Source organism: Ruegeria sp. AL3 (genome assembly GCF_056536065.1).
In genome coordinates, this window is record NZ_JBQFJG010000001.1 from 50,887 (window position 1) to 68,386 (window position 17,500).

A 17,500-nucleotide genomic window follows, 5' to 3' on the forward strand; every position below is an offset into this window, starting at 1 on the left:
ACTGTGACTTAGGCGGAAAGTTTCCGATAGGCAACTTTCATCCCGTCATTTGGGGCATTCGCTTTGGCTTGAAGCTGTTTCAAAAACCTCAAGGCAATGGCAGGGCCGGTTGCAGCGCCCGAACGAAGCCCCTAACGTCGCGCCAGTCCCGAACAGATACGAGGCCCAAGATGCGCGACGCTGCCCCCACCACGATCTACCTGAAAGACTACACACCGTTTGGCTATCTGGTGGACAGCGTGCACCTGACTTTTGATCTGGACGCGCACGCCACGCGCGTCACCTCGCGCATTGCGTTCCGGCCCAATCCTGACGCCACTGACCGCACATTCTTTCTGCACGGGGAAGAACTGAAATTGATCCGCGCCGCCATTGACGGGGCCGAGATCACACCAGACGTGACCGACAAGGGGCTAACCGCGGATGTCCCCGACGCGCCGTTCCTGTGGGAAGCCGAGGTTGAAATCGACCCCGGCAACAACACAGCGCTGGAAGGTCTGTACATGTCAAACGGCATGTACTGCACCCAGTGCGAGGCCGAGGGGTTCCGCAAGATCACCTTCTATCCCGACCGGCCGGACGTGATGTCCACCTTTACCGTGCGCATCAATGGCGACTTGCCGGTTCTGCTGTCGAACGGCAACCCATCGGGCAAGGGTGAAGGATGGGCGGAATGGGTCGATCCATGGCCCAAACCCGCCTATCTGTTCGCCCTGGTCGCCGGAGACCTGATCGCACATCCCGGCCAGTTCACCACCAAGTCAGGTCGCAACGTCGATCTGAACCTCTGGGTCCGTCCCGGAGACGAGGGGAAATGCGCTTTTGGAATGGAGGCGTTGAAGAAGTCGATGAAGTGGGACGAGGACGTCTATGGCCGTGAATACGATCTGGACGTCTTCAACATCGTGGCCGTCGATGACTTCAACATGGGCGCGATGGAGAACAAGGGGCTGAACATCTTCAACTCGTCCGCCGTTCTGGCCAGCCCGGAAACTTCGACCGACGCCAATTTCGAACGGATCGAGGCGATCATCGCGCATGAGTATTTTCACAACTGGACCGGCAACCGCATCACCTGCCGCGACTGGTTCCAACTGTGCCTCAAGGAAGGTCTGACAGTATTCCGGGATGCGCAGTTTACCTCGGACATGCGCTCGGCCCCGGTGAAACGCATCCACGACGCGATAGACCTGCGTGCCCGGCAGTTCCCCGAGGACAACGGTCCGTTGTCGCATCCTGTGCGCCCCGAAAGCTTTCAGGAAATCAACAACTTCTACACCGCCACTGTCTATGAGAAGGGCGCCGAGGTCATCGGCATGCTGAAACGGTTGGTCGGGGATGCGGCCTATGCCAAGGCGCTTGATCTGTATTTTGAACGCCATGACGGTCAGGCCTGCACGATCGAGGACTGGCTGAAGGTTTTCGAAGACACCACCGGACGCGATCTGACACAATTCAAACGATGGTACAGCCAGTCGGGCACACCGCGCGTCAGGGTTAAGGAAGACTGGGCCGACGGCACCTATACACTTACGCTGAAACAGCGAACCGACCCCACGCCGGGACAGGATCAGAAACTGCCGCAGGTCATCCCGGTTGCAGTTGGCCTGCTTGGGCCCAACGGCGATGAGGTTCGCGCGACCGAAGTGCTGGAACTGACACAGGCCGAACAGAGCTTCGAATTCACCGGCCTGGCGGCGAAACCCACGCCCTCGATCCTGCGCGATTTCTCGGCACCTGTTATTCTGGAGCATGACCAGTCGAACGCAGAACGTGCATTTCTTCTGGCGCATGACACGGACCCGTTTAACCGTTGGCAGGCAGGACGGGATCTGGCGCAGGACACCCTGATGCGGATGATCCTTAAGGATGCGGCACCGGATACCGATTACCTTGACGGCGTGTTGACTGTGCTGCGCAATGACGAACTGGACCCGGCCTATCGTGCGTTGATGCTGGGATTGCCGACACAATCGGAATTGGCAGCGGCCCTGCACGACCGTGGCCACCCGCCCGACCCTATGGCGATCTGGACCGCAGTGGAAACGTTGCGGCAGGCAACAGCCCAGACCGTACAGGATTTGCTGCCCCGCCTGCACAGTGAGGCTTTGGTGGACGGCCCCTACAGCCCGAACGCCGAGCAGTCCGGCAAACGGGCACTTGGCAGCGCCGCGCTGGCGCTGACCTCTCGCCTGGACGGCGGGGCGATGGCGGCCGAGGTGTACGACAAGGCAGACAACATGACATTGCAACTGACGGCGCTGTCTTGCCTTTTACGCGCCCGCAAGGGTGAGGCGCAGTTGGATGCCTTCTACGACCAGTGGCAGCATGACCGGTTGGTCATGGACAAGTGGTTTGGCCTGCAAGTCGCGATGGCAGCACCCGAGGCGACACCCGCAATTGCCGCGACCCTGACCGAGCATTCCGATTTCAACTGGAAAAACCCGAACAGGTTCCGCGCCGTCATGGGGGCCTTGGCGATGAACCACGCAGGGTTCCACCAGCCGGATGGCGCCGGATACGCCCTGCTGGCCGACTGGCTGATCCGTCTGGACCCGGTAAACCCACAGACCACGGCCCGAATGTGCTCGGCGTTCCAGACCTGGAAACGGTATGATCCGGATCGTCAGGCCCTGATGCGTGCGCAGCTTTCCCGCATCGCGGAAACACCGAACCTGTCGCGGGACACGACCGAAATGGTGTCCCGCATCCTCGGCGCATGACGCCTTACAGCTTTGCCCGCAGCAACCGGAATTTGCGAACGCTGGCCATCCTGGCCGGCGTTTATGCGGCGTTGCTGACGCTGGTTGTCCTGTTTGACGCGGCCTGGTGGATCACGGGGCTGCTGTCTTTGGCCACCCTGCCCGCACTTTGGGACGTGGTTCAGAACACCAGCGCAGGCATGCAATTGGATCAGGATGCGCTAAGCTGGTTCACGGGGAACCGGCAGGCAGAGGTCGCGCTGCGCGACATCGACCATTTCCGCTTTGACACCCGTTGGGATTTCTCGGTTCGAGTGTCGATCGTTTTGCATTCCGGCAAACGAATCCGTCTGCCGGATGAGTCGCTGCCGGCGCATCTGGATTTGGAAACCCTTCTGAAACAAGCCGGATTTCGCGTAGAACGGCATCATTTCACTGTTTTCTGAAACACTGGACCCTTGAATGGTGAATTGGACACGAAAAGAAGAAATTAATCGGCAATTTACTTGATTTGAACCCGATATCCCGCCAGACTTCGGTGTCAGTTATACGTTTTTACAGTTTTGAGTATCGCCATGTTTCGGTCGCTAAGGGCACTGTTCGCCCCATCCACAGCTACTCCTACAAATGTTTCAGCAGATCTGTGCGCGACAAAATCCGCGCTTGCGGCTGCCTTGCCCGAGCAGGGTCAGCTGAATATTCCCGTCGCAAAATCCGACCGCGATGATCTGATCGGACATTCCACGATCGAACATGGCCGCTATCTCGCCCGGCAGGACCGCTGGGCAGAGCTGTCGCAGGAAATGCGCGTAGCTGATCAGGATCGCGCCGCCGTTGCGGATGGTATGCCGGTGGCCGATCTGCTGGCGTTCGGTGCAAGGTCTGACGTTGTTCTGGCCGCTGAACATGCGCTCTCGGATGGCGCGGCCATCTCGGATTACGACCTGTTGGGGGGCATCTCGGAACTTGAAGGCGAGATGGCGGACAACCCCTATGACCCGATGATCGCCACCGTTGTTGCCCTTGCCCATATCGATCTGGCGTGGGCATGGCGCGGAACGGCCTCGGACGCGACGCTGCCACCTTTGCACCGGTCACGCTGCGCCGCGCATTTCGACCGGGCCGCGGCAATCCTGCCCAAATGCAGGAAGGATGCCCCCGACAGCCCCCTGATTGCAGCGACCGGATGTGCGCTGCTGGCTGGCCAGCGCAAATCCAACGCGCGGGTGGCCGAAGAATATGAACGGCTGATCACGCTGGATCCATGCAATCAGCGCCACATGCGCGCGATGGGCAGCCATCTTCTGCCCCGGTGGTTCGGCAGCTACGAAGAGCTGGAGCTGCAAGCCTTGCGTACAGCCGCCAGGACACAGGATATCTGGGGCGCGGGCGGATACACATGGGTTCAGTTCGACGCCATCGCATTGGACGAAGAGGCCTGTGCCCGCGTCGATATCGAGTATTTCCTTGAAGGCCTGCGCGATATCCTGCGCCTGCGGCCTGATCAGCAGATGATCAACATGCTGTCATCCTACTGCGCGATCACTGTCCAGAACGGATTTGGCCTGAACGATCAGGCCGACCTTGTCCGTTCGCAGATGCGTGACACGGCAAACCGGCTTATCCGCGATCACCTGACTGAATTGCACCCGTTGATCTGGGCGCATGCGGCCAACGGTTTCAACAATTCCGTCCGCATAAACTCGCCCGAACGATTTGCAGCGCGCGGTCAGCGCGATGCCTTGCGCGCCATCTCGGATCTGTTCCGGGAAGAACTGCGCAGCGGTATGGATGTGACATTCACACCGTCGGGCCTGCGGTTTTCCCAGAACTGAACACGACAGGATTCCCCCTTGCCCCTAAGCCCTGCCGGGCCTAATACGCAGGCTTAGACTTCTGCGGAAATGAGGCGCGCCATGCTCGATCTGACATACGAAATGCCCAAACCCAAAACCATTGCCGGGGCCAAGCACGATTGGGAACTGGTGATCGGGATGGAGGTGCATGCTCAGGTCTCATCCAATGCCAAGCTGTTTTCGGGTGCATCCACCCAATTCGGGGCGGAACCGAATTCAAACGTGGCTTTCGTGGACGCGGCGATGCCGGGGATGCTGCCGGTGATCAACGAATACTGCGTTGAGCAAGCTGTGCGCACAGGGCTGGGCCTGAAGGCGGATATCAATCTGAAATCGGCCTTTGACCGCAAGAATTATTTCTACCCCGACCTGCCGCAAGGGTATCAGATTTCCCAGTTGTATCACCCGATCGTGGGCGAAGGCGAAGTGCTGGTCGAACTGGGCGACGGTACCGCGCGCAAGGTGCGGATCGAGCGTATCCACATGGAACAAGACGCGGGCAAGTCGATTCACGACATGGATCCGCATATGTCCTTCGTCGACCTGAACCGCACCGGTGTCTGCCTAATGGAGATCGTGAGCCGCCCCGACATCCGCGGGCCGGAAGAGGCCGCGGCCTATATCGCCAAGCTGCGTCAGATCATGCGTTACCTGGGCACCTGCGACGGCAACATGCAGAACGGCAACCTGCGGGCCGATGTGAACGTCTCGATCTGTTTGCCGGGTGCTTATGAGAAGTATCAGGAAACACAGGATTTTTCGCATCTGGGCACGCGCTGCGAGATCAAGAACATGAACTCGATGCGCTTCATCCAGCAAGCGATCGAGGTCGAAGCCCGCCGTCAGATCGCCATCGTCGAAGGTGGTGGCAAGGTCGAGCAGGAAACCCGCCTGTACGATCCGGACAAGGGTGAAACCCGTTCGATGCGGTCCAAGGAAGAAGCGCATGATTACCGCTATTTCCCCGACCCCGACCTGCTGCCGCTGGAGATCGAACAAGCATGGGTCGATGATATCGCCGCCAGGCTGCCCGAGCTGCCGGACGAGAAAAAGGCGCGCTTCATCAATGAGTTCGGCCTGACCGACTATGACGCATCAGTGCTGACCTCCGAGGTCGAATCCGCCGCCTATTTCCAGGAAGTGGCCAAGGGCCGTAACGGAAAACTGGCGGCGAACTGGGTCATCAACGAGCTGTTCGGCCGCCTGAAGAAAGACGACCGCGACATCACCGACTCGCCGGTTTCGCCCGCGCAGCTGGGCGGGATCATCGACCTGATCGCCTCGGACGCGATTTCGGGCAAGATCGCCAAAGAGCTGTTCGAGATCGTCTATACCGAAGGCGGCGACCCGGCGCAGATCGTCGAGGATCGCGGCATGAAACAGGTGACCGACACCGGCGCGATCGAGGCCGCGCTGGACGAGATCATCGCCGCCAACCCGGCGCAGGTCGAGAAGGCCAAGGTGAACCCGAAACTGGCGGGCTGGTTCGTGGGTCAGGTCATGAAAGCCACCGGCGGCAAGGCGAACCCGAAAGCCGTCAACGAACTGGTCAGCAAGAAGCTGGGCTCGTAAACCTTTCGTTTTGTACAAGCCTGCCGGCAATCTTTGGCGGGTTTGTACTATCCGGTTTCTCACAAAATCTTAAGACTTGGGGTCAAGCCATCGGCTTGACTTCCTGCTGTTTGGGCCCTTTCCTCCGCAACAGAGAGGTGAGGTATTATGCAAAGCAGATTTGATCAGGAACTCGAAGACCGGCTGGTGCGCTATGCCGCCATCGACAGTCAAAGTGACGAGACATCCCCGACGACCCCGAGCACTCAGATTCAGTTCGACATGCTGAACCTGTTGCGCGATGAGCTGATCCAGATCGGCGCGCAGGATGTTGAGATGACGGGCGACAGTGTTGTCGTCGCAACCATTCCCGGAACGGTGCCGGGGCCGACCGTGGGCTTTCTGGCCCATGTCGATACAGCCCCTCAGTTCAACGCAACCGGCGTCAAGCCGCGGGTGATCAAGGGCTACAACGGTGGCGACATCACCTTCCCCGACAACCCGGATCTGGTTCTTTCTCCGGAAGACCACCCCTATCTGGCCGAAAAGATCGGCCACGACCTGATCACTGCGTCGGGCACAACCCTGCTGGGCGCGGACGACAAGGCCGGTGTATCGATTCTGATGACGATGGCGCGGCACCTGATCGAAAATCAGGATGTTCCACATGGTCCGATTCGTATCGCGTTCACTCCGGATGAAGAGATCGGCCGGGGTGTCACGGAACAACTTCCCCAGGATCTGGGCGTGGATTTTGCTTATACGCTGGATGGGCAGCAAGTGGGTGAGATCGAGTATGAAAGTTTCTCGGCCGACCGCGCCGTGATCCGGATCGAGGGTGTTTCGATCCATCCCGGCCTGGCCAAGGAAAAGATGGTGAACGCCACGCATCTGGCGGCAAAGATCGTACAGACATTGCCTCAGGCCACCATGACGCCGGAAACCACGGACGGGCGCGAAGGCTTCATCCATGTCACTGACATGAACGGCGGATCATCCGAGATGGAGATCAAGCTGATCCTGCGTGATTTCGAGATGGACGGGCTGGAAGCGCAACGAAACATCGTGCGGCAGGTCTGCGCCGCCGTGCAGGCCACGGAATCGCGCGCGACCATCACCTGCGACATCAGCCACCAGTACCGCAACATGCGGTATTGGCTGGAAAACGACATGACTCCGGTCGAACTGGCGCGCGATGCGTGTCGCGAGTTGGGGGTTGAACCGCTGTCGGTACCGATTAGGGGCGGCACGGACGGATCGCGCCTGACCGAATTCGGCACCCCCTGCCCCAACATTTTCACCGGGATGCAGTGCGTTCACGGCCCGTTGGAATGGATTTCAGTGCAGGACATGGCGTTGGCGACGGAACTGTGCCTGTTGGTTGTGGCCAAGGCGGCACAGGCCGAAGCGAATGGTCAGAGGTGAATTCCGCCGGATGAGCAAGGGCCCTTTCACCCGGGGGGCAGCGTGTTAAGTTGGCGCGGAAACGCATTTAGGAACAGTAGATGAAGCGCTACGAATACAAGGTCATCCCCGCCCCGCAAAAAGGTGTCAAAGCCAAAGGCGTGAAAACGGCCGAGGGCCGCTTTGCCGTCTCGGTCGAGCAACTGCTGAATCAGTTGGGGCAGGATGGCTGGGAATACCAGCGGGCCGAGTTGCTGCCCAGCGAAGAACGCTCGGGTCTGACCGGATCGACCACGAACTGGCGCAATGTGCTGGTGTTCCGCCGCGTGGTGGAAGAGGAAGTCGATGCCTCATGGGTCGGCGCAGTACCTGAGATGGATGACACCCCGCTGGCCCAGCCGATTCCGGGCCCCGACGAGGTACAGGCCCCGAAACCAATTGCAGCAGAGGCGGACGAGCCGCCTTTGTCGTTGAAGCGGTCTGATGACGCCGCTGATGAAAGTGACCCTTCAAAAACATAGGCTTGGGGGCTGGTACGACCGCCAGAGCGATTGCAAATGCCCTGTGGCCTTGTGCAGGACATCCGTGTTCGCTCTGACATACGTCAAGTCGAGCCGGGACGGCCCAACCACATTGGAAAGCAATAAGGGCTACACCCTCGGGAAATCTGTGGCATGTTAGCCGGATATTCTGGAGGGACATCGAAATGGCTATTCGACAGACACAAGGGCGGACACGCCTGTATGACAGCATTCTCGACACGGTCGGTGACACGCCCTGCATTCGGGTCAATCGGATCGCGCCCGAGCATGTGACCGTCTATGTGAAATTCGAGGCCTTCAACCCGGCAGGCTCGGTCAAGGACAGGCTGGCGCTGAACATCATCGAGGCGGCGGAACGTGACGGGCGGCTGAAGCCCGGACAAACCGTTGTCGAAGCGACATCCGGCAACACCGGGATCGGGCTGGCCATGGTGTGCGCGGCCAAGGGATACCCTCTGGTCGTGACGATGGCCGAGAGCTTCTCGGTCGAACGGCGAAAGCTGATGCGGTTTCTGGGCGCCAAGGTTGTTCTGACCCCGAAGGCGCAAAAAGGGTTCGGCATGTATACCAAGGCCAAGGAACTGGCCGAGGAAAACGGATGGTTCCTTGCCAGCCAGTTCGAGACCGCAGCCAATGCCGATATTCACGAGAACACGACTGCCCGGGAAATTCTTGCGGATTTCGAAGGGCAACGGCTGGATTATTGGGTGACGGGCTATGGGACCGGCGGCACCGTTTCGGGCGTTTCGCGTATACTGCGGAAAGAGCGGCCCGACACCAGGATCATCCTGACCGAACCGGCAAATGCCGCAATAGTATCATCAGGTTACGTCAATACGCGCAACGCTGACCATCAGCCGACCGAAAGCCACCCTGATTTCGAGCCCCACCCGATTCAGGGCTGGACACCGGATTTCATCCCCTGGGTTCTTCAGGAAGCCATCGACAATTCATACTATGACGAGTTGATCCCCATTCCCGGACCCGAAGGAATCGCATGGTCGCGCCGGCTTGCCGCCGAAGAAGGGATATTCACCGGGATTTCGGGCGGATCGACCTTTGCGGTGGCCATGAAGCTGGCCGAATCCGCGCCGGCAGGCTCTGTCATGCTGGTCATGTTGCCGGACACCGGCGAGCGATACTTGTCGACCCCCCTGTTCGAGGGAATCGAAGAGGGCATGACGGAAGAGGAATACGCCATCTCGGCATCGACGCCGTCCGCACAGATGGAGGCGGGTTGACACGTAAAGGTCTTCAGACGCCGATATCAAGGGCCAGCGCGTGGATGCGGGGCACGATGTCGCCCAGCGCCTTGTGCACGGCACGGTGGCGGGCGACGCGGGATTTGCCTTCGAATGCGCTGGCGCGGATACGGACGTTGAAGTGGCTTTCACCACCGTCCTGATATCCCGCATGGCCGCGATGGCTTTCGCTGTCGTCGATCACGTCCAGCTCGCGCGGATCAAAGGCGGCTTGCAGGCGGGTTCGGATCTCGTCGGTCACACTCATTTTTTTGCTCAGCGGCAAAAATATTGCCGCACCCCTCTTCTACTTTCGGCTGCTTAGATTAAACTGCTGCCTCCGAGTCGAAAAGACGCGTTCTTGAGGATTAGAGCATGGCGAAATCAGACCCCTTCGGATTCGATATGTCCGTTTCCAGCGCCAAAAAGAAGAATCCGCGGGGACGCCGGGGCATGTCGGGTGCCTCTGAAACCTCGGTCCGGATCTGTGACCACGAGGGATGTGAAGAACCGGGAAAGTTCCGCGCGCCAAAAGCACCGGATGTCCTGGATGATTTTTTCTGGTTCTGCCAGCAACACGTGCGGGAATATAACCAGAAGTGGAATTTCTTTGACGGCACCACCGAGGCCGAGCTGAACGCGCAGCGATCGAAAGACAAGGTTTGGGAGCGCGAGACCAAGCCGATGGGCGACCCCGAAGCACGTGCCTGGGCCCGTTTGGGGATCGAGGATCCGCATCAGGTTCTTGGTGCCAACAGCACGCAGAACAAAGGCCGCACGACGGGTGGCGGCGGACGACGCCTGCCGCCGACCGAACGCCGTGCGATCGAGATTCTCGAGGCCAATGACAGCTGGACCAAGGCCGAGGTTCGCAAAGCGTACAAGAAGCTGATCAAAGTGCTGCATCCGGACATGAACGGCGGCGACCGTTCGCAGGAAGAGCAGTTGCAGGAAGTTGTCTGGGCCTGGGATCAGATCAAGGACAGCCGGAACTTCAAGTAAGGGTCACGGCTTTGCCTGCTTTGCGTTCGCGGCGCGCCCTGCCTGAATGGTGGGGTGCCGCGGACGACACAACCTGAAAAAACTGCGCAAGTTCCGTATGGAACCCTGTTTCATTCCACACGAAAGTGGTGGAGGATTTGGGACAGGAGTTTCCAGGGATCAGTTTCGTGCGCACATCCATTTGCCTGTTGCTCGTCTCGCTAAGCGGGCTCATCGCTGCCAGTTTCATTACGACTGACGCGGATTGGCTGTTCCTATTGGCGCTGATTTGCGTGATGGCCAGCGCAATTCTGTTCGTACGGGCCTGGTTCAGATGGCGCCGGGCCAATACATGGATCATCGTGGACGGTTCGAACGTCATGCACTGGAAAGATGGCACCCCGGATCTGGGTACGTTGAAGAAGGTCCTTGAGACTTTGAAGCGCGCAGGGTTCAGACCGGGCGTCATGTTCGATGCGAATGTCGGGTACAAAGTCGAAGGCCACTATATGGACGACCGGAAGCTGAGCCGCGCCCTGGGCCTGCGATCCAAGCAGGTCATGGTGGCCCCCGAAGGGACACCTGCGGACCCGCTGATCTTGCAGGCGGCGCGGGATAGCAAGGCACGCATCGTCACAAATGACCGGTTTCGGGATTGGGTGGACGAGTTTCCGGATGTGTTGAACGCGGATCGTCTGGTAAAAGGTGGCTTTCGCAAAGACGAGCTTTGGTTTTCGCTATAGTCAAGCAACGGTTGACCCAAGGCACAGATGTGTAAGGCCATCTCAACGGTGCTGCACTGAGAAATTGCCTATGGTAAATGGTCCCAGAGAACACATTTTAAGGGGTTTGTTGAGGCCAGGGATCAAATCAGGAGCGGTTCGGATTACAACTATCCGCGCTTTAGTCCGGGTATGAGCTTCGCAATGCAATTGCTTCCCGGCGCTTCAAACAACTTAAGCGAGTTTGTTGCGACTCTGCAGTGCCGTCACGCAATTCGGGGAACAGTGCGAGCAGTTCTTCGACGTCTTCACGACAGAAAGACTGCAGCGCTGTGTCGCCCAGAAAAAGACTTTCGCTACGTAGCCCCTGCGAGTGCAGTATCGCGTGTCGAGAGCAGGCAATGTGGTAATATGTGATGTCTTCACCTGTATGCACCTGCTGAATTGTTCCGTCATTCACCAAGTGGATTGCCGCAACAAAGACCCGATCTTGTCCGAACAACAACTCGGCGCGCCAGCCTTCCAGCATGATCCGATGTTGCGGGGACACAAAAACATCCTGGTTGGGTTGACCCTTGCAAATCGCGTCGCGCCGAATGCGAACGGGTCTAAATTTCGGTTGCAAAGCCAGTGTTTGTGCACTCAGCACTTTTTTCCCGATCCACAAAATCGGCAGCGTTTTCCCACCTGACACGCAAACTCTGTCACCGATCATCAGGTTCTCGACCGGGCGTGGACCGGCCTCGGTCTCTATCAGGGTTCCAGCAACAAAACAGGGCGGATTGTTTGGATCAAGATCTCCGGTTGTGATTTGCCAGTTTCCGGTTGTCATTGGCCCGGTGGGGTTGTTGGTGTCCCAGGCATAGATTTCGGTTCCAACCTGAATAAACTCACCAGATTCGCCGGTACCTCTGTAGTTACCTTGTCCAAGATACGTGTAGGGTACGAACGGACCACCGTTGATCGAAATCGTTTGACCCGAGACAGTGGCTGGATCGGTCAAGTTTCGGACGATCAAGTCGCCTTGCCCGCTTGTGTTGACCGAATGAAGTAAGACATCAAACGACATACGTTGTATCCGCTAAGCAGGTTGGACCAAAAGGGAACTCGCAACGAACAAGTTCCTTCCGTGTGTTGACTGAACAGAACACCACAGCCCTCACAAACTCACAAAGACCGCCCAAAAAACCACATCTAGAAGTCATGTTAACGCGCCGAAGAAGCATTTCAATGATAGTATGTTAATGTTTGCATTTGAGCGAGGCGCAAAGGCCGTTGCCAGCCTTTCACCGAGGACTTCTGGGTTATGCGCAATCGGCCTCAAAGCTTGTTAACGCGAGGTGCCAAATCGTAGCGTGGTTTATCATTCTGGAATGACACCCCATGCGTAACGATAGGGCCAGTTTGCAAGAAAAACATGCGCACCTTTGGGCGCCTTTCGCTTTCCCTTGCCCTTGCCCGCAATATGTTGCACCACACACGGGTTCATACCCGGTGAACGGGCCAAAGGATAAGGACTAGGCGCATGGCTGACGGATCGATCGATATCAACGCAAAACCTACCGAGGATATCTCGGTCCGTGACGTGTTCGGCATTGACAGCGACATGGCGGTCAAGGGTTTCGCCGAGCGCAGCGACCGAGTGCCGGTGATCGATCATACCTACAAGTTCGATCCGGAAACCACGCTGGCGATTCTGGCGGGCTTTTCCCATAACCGTCGTGTGATGATCCAAGGCTATCACGGCACCGGCAAATCCACCCACATTGAACAGGTCGCTGCCCGTCTGAACTGGCCCGCCGTGCGTGTGAACCTGGACAGCCATATCAGCCGGATCGACCTGATCGGTAAAGACGCGATCAAACTGCGCGACGGCAAGCAGGTGACCGAATTCCACGAAGGCATTCTGCCCTGGGCGTTGCGCAACCCGGTTGCCATCGTGTTCGACGAATACGATGCGGGCCGCGCCGACGTGATGTTCGTGATCCAACGTGTGTTGGAGCATGACGGCAAGTTGACCCTGCTGGATCAGAACGAGATCATCACCCCGAACCCAAATTTCCGCCTGTTTGCCACCGCCAACACGGTCGGTCTGGGCGACACCACGGGTCTGTATCACGGCACGCAGCAGATCAACCAGGCGCAGATGGACCGCTGGTCGCTGGTATCGACACTGAACTATCTGAGCCACGACGCCGAGACGATGATCGTTCTGTCGAAGGCGCCGCATTACAACACCGCCGAAGGCCGCAAGACCGTCAGCCAGATGGTCACCGTGGCCGACCTGACCCGGACCGCCTTCATGAATGGCGATCTGTCCACCGTCATGAGCCCGCGGACCGTGATCAACTGGGCCCAGAACGCCGAGATTTTCCGCAATGTGGGCTATGCGTTCCGCCTGTCCTTCCTGAACAAATGCGATGAGCTGGAGCGCCAGACCGTGGCCGAGTTCTATCAGCGCTGCTTTGATGAGGAGTTGCCTGAAAGCGCCGCGAGTGCAAGCTTGGGGTAAGCACCCGAATTGCGCCCGGAGCGGGCGCAATGCCTCCGGCGGGGATATTTTTGGCCAGATGAAGACAGATCCGTTGCTGTTTTCGACGCCGGGCAGGCCAGTACTATGAGGGCTTAAGGACATGGCACAGAAGAACGACAACCCCGCCGATCCGTTCAAGAAGGCCTTGGCCGAGGCCACCAAGGTCATGGCCGATGATCCCGAACTGTCGGTGACCTATACGGTGGACCCTTCGGGCATGACGGGCGAGTCGATGCGGCTGCCTCAGGTCTCGCGCCGGATGACGCGCGAAGAAGTGCTGTTGGCGCGAGGCACGGCGGACGCCTTGGCGTTGCATCGCAAGTATCATGACGACGCGACCCATGCGCGCTATGCGCCTCCGGGCGATATGGCGCGGGATCTGTACGAAGCGATGGAGACCGCCCGCTGCGAGGCAATGGGCGCGCGGGACATGCCGGGCACCGCCAGCAATATTGACGTCAAGATCGGGCATGAAGCAATCCGGCGTGGGTATGATCAGTGCAAGCAACCTGCCGATGCACCTTTGTCGGTTGCGGCAGGGTACTTGATCCGGCATCTGGCCACCGGGCGCGATCTGCCCCCCGCCGCAGAAAACATCATGAACCTGTGGCGCGGGTTCATTGAAGAGCAAGCGGGTGGGACGTTGGAGAATCTGGACGAGATTCTCTCGGATCAGGCGGACTTTGCCAAATTCGCCCGTCAGGTGATCAAGGATCTGGGATATGGCGACCAGCTTGGGGATGACCCCGATGAGCTGGACGACGAGCAGGAAGACCAGGCCGAGGAAGACGCCGAGGAGCAGCCCGATCCGGACAGCACCGGTCAGGATGATCAGGACGAACAGGACGCCGACGCGACCCCTGAGCAGACGCAGGAAGAGCAGCAGGATCAGTCTCAGGCCCAGGTCTCGATGGACGAAATGGCCGAAGACGAGATGGGTGACGAGGCTGAGATGCCGGATGGCGAGGCGCCTCTGGAGCCGCCTGCCCCACCGCCGGCATCTGAAGCGGACCCGGATTACAAGGTCTATCTGGACACTCATGACGAAGAGATCGCCGCTGAGGATTTAGCGGAACCGGCCGAGCTGGAACGTCTGCGGGCCTATCTGGATCAGCAGCTTGAACCGCTGAAAGGCGCGGTGAGCCGTTTGGCCAACAAGCTGCAACGTCGCTTGCAGGCGCAGCAGAACCGCAGCTGGGAGTTCGACCGCGAGGAAGGCATTCTGGACGCGGGCCGATTGGCACGTGTGGTCGCGAACCCCACCACTCCGCTGAGTTTTAAGGTCGAGAAAGACACCGAGTTCCGCGACACGGTGGTGACGCTGCTGCTGGACAATTCGGGGTCGATGCGGGGTCGTCCGATTTCGATCGCCGCCATCTGTGCCGATGTTCTGGCCCGGACGCTGGAGCGGTGCAATGTAAAGGTCGAAATTCTGGGCTTTACAACGCGGGCGTGGAAAGGCGGTCAGGCGCGCGAGGCGTGGCTAAACGATGGCCGCCCGCAACAGCCCGGCCGTTTGAACGACCTGCGCCACATCATCTACAAGGGCGCGGACGCCCCTTGGCGTCGTGCGCGGCCCAATCTGGGTCTGATGATGAAAGAGGGCCTGCTGAAAGAAAACATCGATGGGGAAGCCCTGGAATGGGCCCATCGCCGGATGCTGGCACGGCGCGAACAACGCAAGATCCTGATGGTGATCTCGGACGGTGCGCCGGTCGATGATTCGACACTGAGCGTGAACCCCGCCAACTATCTGGAAAAACACCTGCGCGACGTGATCGCGATGGTTGAAAAACGCAAGATGGTCGAACTTTTGGCCATCGGCATCGGCCATGACGTGACCCGGTATTACGACCGGGCGGTGACGATTACCGATGTAGAGCAACTGGCCGGCGCTATGACCGAACAACTGGCGGCTCTGTTTGACAGTGACCCGCGGGCGCGGGCGCGTGTCATGGGGATGAGAAAGGCCGGCTGAGGCTGATCTTCTGCGCGGCGGGCGTATTTCCCCGAGGGCGACGTGTTTTTCCTTGCTGATCATCGGCCCGTTCAGACGGGGTGTTCCCGTCTGGACATTTTTTGAAATGCGCCTCAGGGTCACGCTCAAATGATGTGAATGAGGCCGCCCATGTTCCAATCCTTCGAAGTGACCGCCCGCCCGGAACAGGGGCCACCGCGGCTGGCCGCCTTGCGCGAACAGATGGTGCAAGAAGGGCTGGACGGGTTTCTGATCCCGCGGGCGGATGCGCATCAGGGAGAGTATGTCGCGGCGCGCGATGAACGTCTGGCCTGGCTGACCGGGTTCACGGGCTCGGCCGGGTTTTGCGCCGCCCTGCGCGACGTGGCCGGAGTTTTCATCGACGGGCGGTATCGCACCCAGGTCAAGGCACAAGTTGCCGCAGATTTCACCCCGGTCCCCTGGCCCGAGGTAAGCCTGAGCGCCTGGCTGAAACAGCAATTGCCCAACGGCGGCAAGATCGGTTTTGACCCGTGGCTGCATGCGGCGGGGCAGATTTCCGGCACATTGAGTGATCTGGATGGATCGGGCATCGAACTGGTAACGTGCGAAAACCTTGTGGACCGGATCTGGGCCGATCAACCCGCACCGCCGATGAACCCGGTCAAGGCGCATCCGATCGAATTTGCCGGGGAAGGTGCGGACAGCAAGATCGCCCGTCTGGCCGAAGACCTTCGGCGGGCCGGGCACAAGGCAGCGGTGATCACCCTGCCGGATTCCATCATGTGGCTGTTGAATATCCGTGGGTCGGATATCGCCTATAACCCGGTGGCCCACGGCTTTGCCATTCTTCATGCAGGTGGTCAGGTCGATCTGTTCATGGCGGCAGAAAAACTGGCCGGGGTACGGGATCATCTGGGTTCTCAGGTGACCTTGCGCGCTGTGGGCGATTTTCTGGATTCGGTTGCGGCTCTGGCCGGTCCGGTGCAGGTGGATGCCGCTTCGGTGCCTCAGATCGTGGCCGATGCGCTGGGTGACGCGATGACGGATGGCGGCGATCCCTGCGCCCTGCCCAAAGCCTGCAAGAATGCGGCTGAAATCGCGGGCAGCGCCGAGGCGCATTTGCGCGATGCGGTGGCGGTCATCGAGACGTTGTGCTGGCTGGACCAGCAGGCCCCGGGCAGCGTGACCGAAACACAGGTTGTCACCCGGCTGGAAGAAAACCGGCGTAAGGACAATGCGCTTCAGGACATCTCGTTCGATACCATTGCAGGCACGGGTCCGAATGGCGCGATCATGCATTACCGCGTGACCGAAGAGACCGACAGCCGCCTGGAAAATGGCCATATTATGGTGCTGGATAGTGGCGGGCAGTATCTGGACGGCACCACCGACATCACCCGAACCATCGCCATCGGTGACGTCGGAACCGAGGAAAAAACCTGCTTCACCCGGGTGCTGAAGGGCATGATTGCCATGTCGATGCTGCGCTGGCCTGCGGGCCTTTCCGGGCGGGATATCGAATGTGTGGCCCGCGTGCCGCTGTGGTCTGCGGGACAGGATTTCAACCATGGGGTCGGACATGGGGTCGGCGCCTATCTGAGCGTGCATGAAGGGCCGCAACGGCTGTCCAAAGTCAGCCATGTACCGCTGCAACCCGGCATGATCCTGTCAAACGAACCCGGGTATTACCGGGAAGGCGCCTTTGGCATCCGCATCGAAAACCTTGTGGTGGTGGAAGACGCTCCTCTGCTTCCCGGTGGCGATGCCGAACGCGCGATGCTGTACTGGCGCACGCTGACCTTTGTACCGATTGACCGCAGACTGATCATGGTCGATATGTTGACGACCGACGAACGCGACTGGCTGAATGCCTATCACCGCGACGTTGCGGAAAAAATCCGCCCAAGGCTGGGACATGACGCACAACTGTGGTTGGATGCCGCAACTGCCCCAATCTGACACTGGCCTGTTACATAAAACAGGCAGAGGGGTGACCCTGATACGACGA

14 protein-coding genes are annotated in these 17,500 nt (G+C 59.2%); 12 read left to right on the forward strand and 2 right to left on the reverse strand.

What is annotated here, in order from left to right; genetic code table 11:
- Positions 1–170 precede the first annotated feature (170 nt).
- The 7 genes from pepN to ACR3E6_RS00275 all read left to right on the forward strand — a co-directional run bounded on the left by pepN (position 171) and on the right by ACR3E6_RS00275 (position 9,296).
- Positions 171–2,723 carry an aminopeptidase N gene (gene pepN, locus ACR3E6_RS00245; protein WP_480485232.1) on the forward strand — a complete coding sequence of 851 codons (2,553 nt, stop codon included), beginning with the start codon at positions 171–173 and terminating at the stop codon, positions 2,721–2,723.
- Positions 2,720–3,148, forward strand: a complete 429-nt coding sequence (locus ACR3E6_RS00250; RefSeq protein ID WP_171722931.1) for a hypothetical protein — start codon at positions 2,720–2,722, stop codon at positions 3,146–3,148. The genes pepN and ACR3E6_RS00250 overlap by 4 nt, the downstream gene beginning before the upstream one ends.
- A gap of 129 nt (positions 3,149–3,277) precedes the next feature.
- A complete protein-coding gene (locus ACR3E6_RS00255; protein ID WP_245217960.1) occupies positions 3,278–4,537 on the forward strand; it encodes a hypothetical protein in 1,260 nt (419 codons plus the stop codon).
- 81 nt (positions 4,538–4,618) lie between these two features.
- A complete protein-coding gene (gene gatB / locus ACR3E6_RS00260; protein ID WP_480485234.1) occupies positions 4,619–6,130 on the forward strand; it encodes an Asp-tRNA(Asn)/Glu-tRNA(Gln) amidotransferase subunit GatB in 1,512 nt (503 codons plus the stop codon).
- A gap of 147 nt (positions 6,131–6,277) precedes the next feature.
- Positions 6,278–7,534 (forward strand): peptidase T, encoded by a 1,257-nt coding sequence (gene pepT / locus ACR3E6_RS00265; protein WP_480485236.1) that lies wholly within the window; start codon positions 6,278–6,280, stop codon positions 7,532–7,534.
- Positions 7,535–7,614: 80 nt separating this feature from the next.
- On the forward strand, positions 7,615–8,034 hold the full coding sequence (locus tag ACR3E6_RS00270; RefSeq protein ID WP_171631043.1) for a DUF4177 domain-containing protein: 420 nt from the start codon (positions 7,615–7,617) through the stop codon (positions 8,032–8,034).
- Between the two features lie 185 nt (positions 8,035–8,219).
- A complete protein-coding gene (locus tag ACR3E6_RS00275) occupies positions 8,220–9,296 on the forward strand; it encodes a PLP-dependent cysteine synthase family protein (protein WP_480485239.1) in 1,077 nt (358 codons plus the stop codon).
- Positions 9,297–9,309: 13 nt separating this feature from the next.
- Here ACR3E6_RS00275 and ACR3E6_RS00280 read toward each other — a convergent pair whose 3' ends face one another.
- Positions 9,310–9,564: a BolA family protein gene (locus ACR3E6_RS00280; RefSeq protein ID WP_171631039.1), complete on the reverse strand. Its 255-nt coding sequence runs from the start codon at positions 9,562–9,564 to the stop codon at positions 9,310–9,312.
- 107 nt (positions 9,565–9,671) lie between these two features.
- Here ACR3E6_RS00280 and ACR3E6_RS00285 point away from each other — a divergent pair, with 107 nt between their 5' ends.
- Positions 9,672–10,298 carry a J domain-containing protein gene (locus tag ACR3E6_RS00285; RefSeq protein WP_171631037.1) on the forward strand — a complete coding sequence of 209 codons (627 nt, stop codon included), beginning with the start codon at positions 9,672–9,674 and terminating at the stop codon, positions 10,296–10,298.
- Between the two features lie 167 nt (positions 10,299–10,465).
- Positions 10,466–11,020, forward strand: coding sequence for an NYN domain-containing protein (locus ACR3E6_RS00290; protein WP_480485241.1), 555 nt, complete (start codon positions 10,466–10,468; stop codon positions 11,018–11,020).
- A 160-nt stretch (positions 11,021–11,180) separates the two neighbouring features.
- Here the strand turns inward: ACR3E6_RS00290 and ACR3E6_RS00295 are convergent, their stop codons facing one another.
- The gene (locus ACR3E6_RS00295; RefSeq protein WP_480485243.1) at positions 11,181–12,068 is read right to left on the reverse strand and encodes a Hint domain-containing protein; all 888 of its coding nucleotides are present in this window, start codon (positions 12,066–12,068) and stop codon (positions 11,181–11,183) included.
- Between the two features lie 456 nt (positions 12,069–12,524).
- On the opposite strand from ACR3E6_RS00295, the gene cobS reads away from it, so the two are divergent.
- From cobS to ACR3E6_RS00310, 3 genes are all read left to right on the forward strand, one after another.
- Entirely contained in the window at positions 12,525–13,511 is a 987-nt protein-coding gene (cobS, locus tag ACR3E6_RS00300; protein WP_152458642.1) for a cobaltochelatase subunit CobS, read from the forward strand.
- A 121-nt stretch (positions 13,512–13,632) separates the two neighbouring features.
- On the forward strand, positions 13,633–15,510 hold the full coding sequence (gene cobT, locus ACR3E6_RS00305) for a cobaltochelatase subunit CobT (protein ID WP_210092615.1): 1,878 nt from the start codon (positions 13,633–13,635) through the stop codon (positions 15,508–15,510).
- A 150-nt stretch (positions 15,511–15,660) separates the two neighbouring features.
- Positions 15,661–17,451, forward strand: a complete 1,791-nt coding sequence (locus ACR3E6_RS00310; protein WP_480485246.1) for an aminopeptidase P family protein — start codon at positions 15,661–15,663, stop codon at positions 17,449–17,451.
- Positions 17,452–17,500: the final 49 nt, after the last annotated feature.

Excerpts from the sequence above, each read along its gene's own strand:
- ACR3E6_RS00270 (WP_171631043.1), top strand. The coding sequence starts at position 7,615 with ATGAAGCGCTACGAATACAAGGTCATCCCCGCCCCGCAAAAAGGTGTC.
- gatB (WP_480485234.1), top strand. The coding sequence starts at position 4,619 with ATGCTCGATCTGACATACGAAATGCCCAAACCCAAAACCATTGCCGGG.
- pepT (WP_480485236.1), top strand. The coding sequence starts at position 6,278 with ATGCAAAGCAGATTTGATCAGGAACTCGAAGACCGGCTGGTGCGCTAT.
- ACR3E6_RS00250 (WP_171722931.1), top strand. The coding sequence starts at position 2,720 with ATGACGCCTTACAGCTTTGCCCGCAGCAACCGGAATTTGCGAACGCTG.
- cobT (WP_210092615.1), top strand. The coding sequence starts at position 13,633 with ATGGCACAGAAGAACGACAACCCCGCCGATCCGTTCAAGAAGGCCTTG.
- ACR3E6_RS00275 (WP_480485239.1), top strand. The coding sequence starts at position 8,220 with ATGGCTATTCGACAGACACAAGGGCGGACACGCCTGTATGACAGCATT.
- ACR3E6_RS00255 (WP_245217960.1), top strand. The coding sequence starts at position 3,278 with ATGTTTCGGTCGCTAAGGGCACTGTTCGCCCCATCCACAGCTACTCCT.
- ACR3E6_RS00285 (WP_171631037.1), top strand. The coding sequence starts at position 9,672 with ATGGCGAAATCAGACCCCTTCGGATTCGATATGTCCGTTTCCAGCGCC.
- ACR3E6_RS00310 (WP_480485246.1), top strand. The coding sequence starts at position 15,661 with ATGTTCCAATCCTTCGAAGTGACCGCCCGCCCGGAACAGGGGCCACCG.
- pepN (WP_480485232.1), top strand. The coding sequence starts at position 171 with ATGCGCGACGCTGCCCCCACCACGATCTACCTGAAAGACTACACACCG.
- ACR3E6_RS00295 (WP_480485243.1), bottom strand. The coding sequence starts at position 12,068 with ATGTCGTTTGATGTCTTACTTCATTCGGTCAACACAAGCGGGCAAGGC.
- ACR3E6_RS00280 (WP_171631039.1), bottom strand. The coding sequence starts at position 9,564 with ATGAGTGTGACCGACGAGATCCGAACCCGCCTGCAAGCCGCCTTTGAT.
- cobS (WP_152458642.1), top strand. The coding sequence starts at position 12,525 with ATGGCTGACGGATCGATCGATATCAACGCAAAACCTACCGAGGATATC.